This window comes from Bradyrhizobium sp. PRIMUS42, assembly GCF_023006515.1.
Classification (GTDB): Bacteria; Pseudomonadota; Alphaproteobacteria; order Rhizobiales; family Xanthobacteraceae; genus Bradyrhizobium.
Window position 1 is genome coordinate 1 of the sequence record NZ_JALBGZ010000938.1, and the last position, 2061, is coordinate 2061.

Here is a 2061-nt window from a genome sequence, read left to right on the forward strand (position 1 = left end):
GATCGTGCGCCGCGATCGCCTCGCGCACGGCGCGATGCTCGTCGAGCGCGGTGCGCCAGGTGCCCGGGCTCTCGAAATAATGCGCAAGCTGCGCGAAATAGGGATTGAGACGCTGGTCGAACAGCTCGCCGACCACGCGCACCAGGACGGCATTGCCAAGGCTGCCGGCGATCGCGACGTGGAACGCGCGGTCGTGAACCATCGAAGCTTCGCCGGGATGCTCGACCTTCTCCATCGCCAGAAGCGAGGCGTCGATGCGGGCGATGTCGTCCTTGGTCGCGACGCGCGCGGCCTCTTCGGCGATCGCGCTTTCGAGGAATTCACGGGCGCGCAGCAGTTCGAACGGGCCTTCGATGACGGAAGCTGGCGCGGGCGCAGCAACGGAAGCGGGCTCGATCACATAGATGCCGGAACCGACGCGGATGCGCAGGCGACCCTCGACCTCGAGCGCGATCAGGGCTTCGCGCACCGTCGGCCTGGAGACCTTGAGCTGTTCGGCGAGCTCGCGCTCGGTCGGCAAGCGGCTGCCGACCGCGTACTCACCGCTGTCGATCAGGCTTCGCAATTGATCGGCGACCTGGCGATAAAGCCGTCTCGCCTCCACAGCTTCCAGCGGCACGCTGGCCTCCCTGAAAGGGTCGCGCGGGGCATTTCAGCCCGCGGCCCGCCAATTTTGGAAAATTGGTCTTACCAATTGACCGAAGCATTGACCTGATACGGGCGCCATGTCAAGCAGCGGCAAAGCAACGGGGAGACGTCCATGCGCCCAGGTTCAACGCGCCTTGGCCGCGCCAATCTCGACCGGCTGCCGGCCGGCATCCGCCGTCCGGCCTACGACCGTTCGCGCACCACGCCCGGCATCGTGCACCTCGGCTTGGGAGCCTTTCATCGCGCGCATCAGGCCGTCATCGTTGACGATTGCCTCGCCGCCGGGGCGACGTCATGGGGCATCATCGGCGCCAGCCTGCGCAGCCCGGATACGCGCGACGCCCTCGCCCCGCAGGATCATCTCTACACGGTCGCCACACGTGCCGCCGAAGGCACCGAGCACCGTGTCATCGGCGCGCTGCTCGACAGCGTCGTCGCACGCGAAAACCCGGCGGCCCTGGTCGAGCGGATGGCCGATCCCGCCATTCGCATCGTCTCGCTCACGGTCACCGAGAAGGGCTATTGCCACACCCCGCAGACCGGCGATCTCGACGAGCGGCATCCTGATGTGGTGCACGACCTCAACAATTTTGGCGCGCCACGCTCGGCGCCCGGCTTCATCGTTGCCGCGCTGGCGCGACGTCGGGCGCAAGGACTTTCCCCCTTCACCGTACTGTGCTGCGACAACCTCGCCGCCAACGGCCACACCGTGCAGCGGATCGTGACGCAGTTCGCCGCGCTGCGGTCGAAGGATCTCGGCAAGTGGATCGCAGGCAATGCCGCCTTCCCCTCCACCATGGTCGACCGTATCGTGCCGGAGACGACGGATAGCGACCGCGATGCGGTCTCATCCGCGCTCGGCATGCGCGACGCCTGGCCCGTAATGACCGAGCCTTTTACGCAATGGGTGGTCGAGGACCGCTTCACGGCGGGCCGGCCCGATCTCGCCGCAGCCGGCGTCGAGCTCGTCAGCGACGTCAAGCCGTTCGAGCTGATGAAGCTGCGGCTGCTCAACGCCAGCCATTCGGCGCTGGCCTATCTCGGCTATCTCTCGGGCTATGAGACCATCGCCGACACCATGCAGGATCCCCACTTCGCGCGCCTCGCCGCGCAGGTGATGGAGGACGCCGCGGTGACCCTGACCATGCCTGACGGCACCGACCTTGCCGCCTATCGCGCCTCGCTGCTGAAGCGGTTCGCCAATCCGGCGCTGCATCACCGCACCTGGCAGATCGCGATGGACGGCTCGCAAAAGCTGCCGCAGCGCCTGCTCGGCGCGATGCAGGATCGCCTGCGCAAGGATTTACCGATCGCCACCCATGCGCTCGCGGTGGCCGGCTGGATGCGCTACGTCACCGCAACAGACGAGCAGGGCGGCACGATCGACGTGCGCGATCCGCTCGCCGGCGAGTT

At 67.2% G+C, this 2061-nt stretch carries 2 protein-coding genes; one reads left to right on the forward strand and one right to left on the reverse strand.

The features are described 5' to 3' along the window. Positions 1-619, reverse strand: a 619-nt coding sequence (locus tag MOV75_RS35950) for a FadR/GntR family transcriptional regulator (protein ID WP_246932298.1), incomplete at its 3' end; no start/stop codon positions are given. Between the two features lie 141 nt (positions 620-760). On the opposite strand from MOV75_RS35950, the gene MOV75_RS35955 reads away from it, so the two are divergent. Then, on the forward strand, positions 761-2061 hold a 1301-nt coding region (locus tag MOV75_RS35955), incomplete at its 3' end, for a mannitol dehydrogenase family protein (RefSeq protein WP_247007731.1).